Origin of the sequence: Kitasatospora sp. MAP5-34 (assembly GCF_029894335.1) — a bacterium.
In the GTDB taxonomy this organism is placed as follows: Bacteria; Actinomycetota; Actinomycetes; order Streptomycetales; family Streptomycetaceae; genus Kitasatospora.
On record NZ_JARXZC010000081.1, the window covers coordinates 1 to 6,016 of the forward strand.

The 6,016-nt window shown below is 69.3% G+C and carries 7 protein-coding genes; 4 read left to right on the top strand and 3 right to left on the bottom strand.

Annotation, left to right across the window (positions count from 1 at the left end; genetic code table 11):
• Window positions 1-176 precede the first annotated feature (176 nt).
• Complete coding sequence (locus P3T29_RS32220) at window positions 177-425, top strand: tetratricopeptide repeat protein (protein ID WP_280720230.1); 249 nt, start codon at window positions 177-179, stop codon at window positions 423-425.
• Between the two features lie 78 nt (window positions 426-503).
• On the opposite strand, the gene P3T29_RS32225 is transcribed toward P3T29_RS32220, so the two are convergent.
• From P3T29_RS32225 to P3T29_RS32235, 3 genes are all read right to left on the bottom strand, one after another.
• Entirely contained in the window at window positions 504-1,076 is a 573-nt protein-coding gene (locus P3T29_RS32225) for a hypothetical protein (RefSeq protein ID WP_280720231.1), read from the bottom strand.
• A gap of 1 nt (window position 1,077) precedes the next feature.
• A complete protein-coding gene (locus P3T29_RS32230) occupies window positions 1,078-1,434 on the bottom strand; it encodes a PadR family transcriptional regulator (RefSeq protein ID WP_280720232.1) in 357 nt (118 codons plus the stop codon).
• A gap of 716 nt (window positions 1,435-2,150) precedes the next feature.
• Window positions 2,151-2,447: a hypothetical protein gene (locus P3T29_RS32235; RefSeq protein WP_280720233.1), complete on the bottom strand. Its 297-nt coding sequence runs from the start codon at window positions 2,445-2,447 to the stop codon at window positions 2,151-2,153.
• 267 nt (window positions 2,448-2,714) lie between these two features.
• Here P3T29_RS32235 and P3T29_RS32240 point away from each other — a divergent pair, with 267 nt between their 5' ends.
• The 3 genes from P3T29_RS32240 (at window position 2,715) to P3T29_RS32250 (ending at window position 4,732) form a co-directional block, all read left to right on the top strand.
• Complete coding sequence (locus P3T29_RS32240) at window positions 2,715-3,221, top strand: cupin domain-containing protein (RefSeq protein ID WP_280720234.1); 507 nt, start codon at window positions 2,715-2,717, stop codon at window positions 3,219-3,221.
• A gap of 252 nt (window positions 3,222-3,473) precedes the next feature.
• On the top strand, window positions 3,474-4,304 hold the full coding sequence (locus tag P3T29_RS32245) for an IS5 family transposase (protein WP_280720235.1): 831 nt from the start codon (window positions 3,474-3,476) through the stop codon (window positions 4,302-4,304).
• Window positions 4,301-4,732, top strand: a complete 432-nt coding sequence (locus P3T29_RS32250) for a hypothetical protein (RefSeq protein WP_280720236.1) — start codon at window positions 4,301-4,303, stop codon at window positions 4,730-4,732. The genes P3T29_RS32245 and P3T29_RS32250 overlap by 4 nt, the downstream gene beginning before the upstream one ends.
• Window positions 4,733-6,016: the final 1,284 nt, after the last annotated feature.

The following is a 6,016-nucleotide window of genomic DNA, read 5'->3' on the forward strand; positions in this document are numbered from 1 at the left end:
AGACCGCAGACTCCTGCCCACGATCAGCACGAGCACCCCGGAGAACCGTCACGCCAGCCCCTCTGACCAGCACGTTCGAGGATGGCGAAGCTTCAGTATTCGGGCCTCAAGTGCCATCCACGGTAGGGCAACCAGGGAGGACTGGAGGTGGAACCGCCAATTTCGGAGCGCAGAAAGTGTGGTCGACCTGGGCCGCCCACCATCCCACCGGTCCGAGCGACGCGCCGGACGCCCGCCGGGCGGCGAAGGGCCACATCGACCCCTTCGCAAACCGGCTGGGCCGGCAGCTGGATCTGTACAAGAGCGTCCTCACCGACCGCGAACGCGTCCTCGGCAACAACCACCCCGACACCCTGACCACCCGCAACACCCTCGCCGACGCCTACCGGGCCGCCGGCGACCCCGCACACGCCATCGACCTGTAGGAGAGCGTCCTCGGTATCAATCACCCTGGCAACGTGGGCCCATCCCGCGGAGGCGACTTCGGTCGGCCGCTGGAGGGATCAGAGCGCCAGGCCGTCCGCCGTGGACCCGGCCCGCCGTTGGTTTCGGCGGCCCGGCAGGGCTCGCCAGAGGCGGCCGCAGGCGACCGCGCCGCCCAGCAGGATCACGTAGGTCAGGGGCGTCCAGGCTCCGCCGACGTGGGTGGTCTGCCCCTCGTGCAGGACGAAGGTCAACGGGCTCTGGAGCCAGGTGACGCCGCCCCAGGTGTAGCTGCCGTCGGCGTGCGTACCCGTGGCGGTGAGGGCCTGCTGGTATGCGTTCGCCGCCTCGCTGAGGAAGAAGTTGAGCACCAGCGGGGTGGTGAGAGCGAAGAGCGCGGCGGCGAGCCACGAGTGCCGCGGGCCTTCGCCGAGCTCGGCGTCGAGGTACTGCGCGGCCAGCTCGCGGGCGCTGCCGAGCCGGCGCAGCGCCTCGCCGGCGCCGACTTCCGCGGTGGCGGCCAGCAGGTTGGCGCGGACCTCGCGCCGGTGGGCAATCCGGGTGCGTTGGGGCAGGTCGTAGAGGCGCTGGTCGAGCGCCCAGACGAGCCGTTCGACGCGCAGCCGGTCGAGCCAGGTGACGGTGTGCGGCATGTCAGGAACCCTTCTGCGGTACGGCGGACAGCGGACGGGACAGGACGGCATCGACGCCGGCGACGTGCCGGGCCCAGCTGGCGGCACCGGCGGCCAGGGCCTCGTGCCCGGCGGCGGTCAGCCGGTAGTACTTGCGCGCCGGGCCGCTGGAGGAGGCGACCAGCCGGGAGGCCAGCCGCCCCTCGCGTTCGAGGCGGGCAAGGGCGGGATACACCGTGCCCTCCAGGACGTCAGTGAATCCGGCGCCCTGCAGGCGCTGGACCACCTCGTACCCGTACGACTCCTGTTCCGCCAGCAGGTGCAGCAGGAGGAGCGACAGGACGCCCTTGAGCAGTTGCGGGTCATGGCTGGAGGTCACAAGTATCAGACTGTCTCTGGTACTCGACGATGTCAAGTAGAGGCACGCAGCGGACGCCAGTCGAAGTCAAACCCGCAACGGGCGCCTGGCCGTCGCCCGGGCGCCGACTTCCGCACCGACGACGTCCTCTACAGCCTCGGCCTACCCATGACACCCAGACAGCAAAGCCACTGACACACCACGGCAAACACCACTGACATCCCCACGGCAAACCACACCCGGCCCCGGCCGGGCGCCCCAGCCACCGCTGGCCCGCCGCAGGCGCAGGACCACCGCCGTCCGTCCCGTCCGCCTACCGCACCAACCACAACCAGCACCACAAGAGAGGGACAGAGCAGGGGGTGTCTGGATTTCCCGGACCACCCGAACCCGCCCTGACCTGCGGATATGCCTGATGCTGGCGGAGAGGTGAACACGTACAAGACCACCCCCAAGACGCCCGGCAGGACCACCTCCCGGGCCACTCGCAAGACCACCCCCTACGGGCGCTCCCAGTAGGTCAGGGCCTGCCGGTGGGCACGGGTGTCAAGCTAGGTGACCCTTCTGAGGGCGGCTCCTGCCCGATCGGGCCCGCCAGGACGGACGGCTGACGCTTCACAGCTGCCGTCCGCCCCAGCGCTCGCCAGGCCGGGCGCACAACAGCTTGTCGTAGCCCTTTCCCACGTGGAGGAAAGGGCTACGACACGGCCTGTACCCCGGCGTTGCGGGGCTGGACGCTAACCGGTCACCGTGTTGAACGCGGGGTAGATGTTCGGAGCGGTCTCCGCCATCCCTGCTTCCTGCATGAGCGGTCTGAGAGCCTCCCCGAATCGCTGGAACGCCTCCTCGGATTCCCAGACGTCGACGACGAACCACCCACTGGGGCTAGGTCCGGCAGCGTGTGAAATCAGGCCGGCCACCGGCCAGTCCGAGCTGGCCCGGACCACGCCGCGCCCTCCGGTCATCTTGTTGGTGACCTGCTCGTACTGAGCCTGCGTACCGCCCGGGATGTCGAATGCTGCGATGATGGCCACTGCGGTCTCCACTGTGTCGGGATGGACCTGTCTGGCCTCAGTCGAGCACTCCCGCCCTCGCGGCGCGCCCGGGCGCCTCCATCCGGCTCAACACTGCGCGCGGTGCGTGCGCGGCCCCGGCCCGCTCGACGGCCGATGCGGCACCCCCACGTCAGGCGTAGCGTCGATAGCGGCGGGTGCCCAGGTCGGACGGCGAACGTCGCACCGACGCTCCGGGGAGGCGTGACTGTCACCCATACCGCCCGCCCATACGGCGAGGAGACCGCGATGACGATCGACGCTCTGCATCCCGTAGTCGAAGCCGGACAGGGCGACCTCATTCATCTGGGCGGGATCGGGGTGCATTACAAGATCCCGTCCGAGGCGACCGGCGGGGCTTTCTCGGTGGTCGAGCACCCGGTCCGCCCAGGCGTCCTGGTGCCGCCTCACCTGCACACTCGCGAAGACGAGTTCTCATTCGTGATCGAGGGCGAGATCGGTGTCCGCATCGGTGACCAGGTGTTCACCGCCAGGGTCGGCGACTACGTCGTGAAACCACGCGGTGTCCCCCACACGTTTTGGAACTCCGGCCCGGGGGAGGCCCGACTGCTGGAGATCATCGCGCCACCGCAGTTCGACCAGTACTTCCGGGAGATGGCCGCAATCCTCGCAGAGGGCGGCGAACCGGACTTCGATCGCGTCTCGGTGCTCGCGGACCGATACGGCGTGAGCCTCCTGATGGACTGGGTGCCCGAGCTGTCCGCCAGCTACGGTGTCACCATCCTCGGCGGCTGAAACGGACCAGACGACCGGTCACACGGCACACCAGGCTCGGCGGGCCGGACTGGGAGTGCCCGATCGGCCCAGGCGTCGTCATCGATGTGGTCCGGTCAGCTCCTCTCCTTGTGCATCGGGAAATGCGGACGGAGCCGGGCCCAGCTCCTCAGAGGACGGTATGTGACCTGATGTCCGGTTCGGTGTCGCCTGATCGTGTGACTGTGGGGACTCCCGGCCGGTCGACGGGCTTGGCCGTGCTGGAGTGACGGGGTGAGCGACCGCAAGCCCTACAAGAGCGACTTATCCGACGAACGCTGGGCGCTGATCGAGCCGGTGACCACTGCGTGGAAGGCGAAGCACCCGTCCGTCAGCGGCCACCGGGGCAACTACGAGATGCGGGAGATCGTCAACGCGCTGCTGTACCAGTTCCGGACCGGCTGCCAGTGGGACTACCTGCCCCACGACCTGCCACCGCCCGGCGCGGTGAAGTACTACTTCTACAAATGGCGCGACGACGGCACCGACGAGGTCATCCATGACCTGCTGCGCTGGCAGGTGCGTGAGAGCCGGGGACGATTAGCCGACCCGAGCCTGGTGGTGCTCGACACCCAGAGCCTGCACGCCGCCGCCGGGGTGCCCGCGGCCACGACCGGACGGGACGCCGCCAAGAAGGTGCCTGGCCGCAAGCGGGGGCTGGCTGTCGACGTGCTGGGCCTGGTGATCGCCGTGGTGGTGCTGGCCGCTTCCGTGCACGACAACGCCTTCGGTACCGCGTTGCTGGACAAGGTCGCCGCCGGGACCTCCACGGTGACGAAGGCGCTGGCGGACCAAGGGTTCAAGAAGACCGTGGTCGACCACGGCGCGGGCCTTGGCATCGCGGTGGAGATCGTCGAGCGCAATCCGGCCGACCACGGCTTCGTCCCGCAGCCGATCCGCTGGAAAGTCGAGCAGACCAACGGGATCCTGATGCTGCACCGCAGGCTGGTCCGCGACTACGAGCACCGCCCGGCCAGTTCCGAGTCCCGGGTGTACTGGGCGATAAGCGATGTGATGGCCCGTCGACTGACCGGCACCTCCACCCCGTCCTGGCGCGGCGCGTGAGCGGCGACCCACAGCAGACCCTCGGTGCCCTGCTGGCACGCCTGGAGGTCCGAGAGCGACAGATCGCTGCGGAAGCGGAGGCCGCCCACGAGCAGATCGCGCAGCTGACCACGCTGCTGGACGGACTCGCCCAGGCCGCCGAGCACATCACGATCACCCGCAAGACACTCCTGGAACTGCCCGACGAAACACCCCCGGCACCGGCAGAGCCGGCTCCGGCCCTGCCGGACGGCCCCGCCTACCAGCAGATCATGGCCGTGCTCGCCGAAGCCGACGCCCCGCTGCGGGCGAGGAACGTGTGCGAGGCCATAGACCTGGACCTCATGCCGAACAACATCAACAACGTCCGCATCAAACTGAAGCGCCTGACCGGGCGCGGAATCCTGGCCGAGACCGAGCCAGGACTGTTCACCAGGCCGCGACCGTAACCGCCCGGCAACCCACGACCAGCCGCCCACTCACCCAAACCGCAACGACGAAACGGACATCAGGTCACATACCGTCCTCTCAGACTGGGCCCGGCTCCCGTTCCCGTGTGCCACCGCAGGCAGCCGGCCCAGCGCCGGGCCGGCTGCCTGCCGAACCCGTCCGCCCGGCCGCTCCGCTCCAGCGGAACGAGGCGCAGCTGTTCACGTATCCGGGCCCGCGACGGGGTGCAACCCGGTCGCGGCGGTAGCGGCCAGGCAGGCAGCCCTGCCACGGCCCCTGGCGGCCCGCCAGCCGCCCGCGACCGGCCCCACCGGGCGCGCCCCGCCCACCACCGGCCCGCCGCAGGCGCCACGAACCCGCACCGTACGTCCCCACCGCCCACCAACCACCACCAGGACAAGAAAAGGGGCAGACAGGAAGGGTTGTCAGAATTTCCGGCACCCTTGGTTGGCCGCCTGACCTGCACAGATTCCGCCGCACGGCGTGGCCGAGGGCGCTGGCATCAGGAGCTGCATCAGGAATCACAGCAGGAGCTGCATCGGGAGCTGCATCAGGACCCCGGTGGCCGTGATCGGCAGGGGTCAGCGGCGGTTCTCCCGGCTGGCCTGGCGGACGGTGCGGGCCGTCCCGGCCGGGCGGGTTGGCGGGTCCGATCCGGCCCGGTGGCGGGTGGTTGCCCGCCGGGCCGAGCGGCCGGCACCCGCCGGACGCTCACCACCATCAGCAGCCCCCCAGCAGGGCAGAAGCCCCGCCGTCCGGACCGTCACCCAAACCGCACCACCACAGCAGCAGACTAACCCTCACGGCCTTCGTCGTGGTCACGTGTACTCCTTGGGTCGAAGGCCGCCCGCTCGTCCGGAGAATCCCCGGACGAGCGAACCCATTCGAGACAGCGTTCGAGATCGTGGCACCATGTGCGGCATGACGATCAACCGAAAGGTCCATGCCGCGTAGACGGCCAGGACGCATCCGGGCCGGACTCCCGGACCGACAGCAGTCACAGCACTCAAGGCTGGCCATCGACCGCCTCTCCCCAGGAGCACTGTCCGAGATCGTTCGCCTTGAACGCATGCGGAACTACCTCCAGCCAGGAGACACCAGCGCGGCATTGCGCCTGTGGAAGGACTACGTCCACCGCCCCGAACGCGAGCTCTGGCACGACGACGAGTTCGGCAACGTGCACTGAGCGACTCTGTCGGTGATCTTGGGTTTGCAAGGTCATTTTCCTTGGCGCCACCAGAGGGGGCGGGGTAGGCCGCGGGCGTCGAGGTACTGCTGGAACG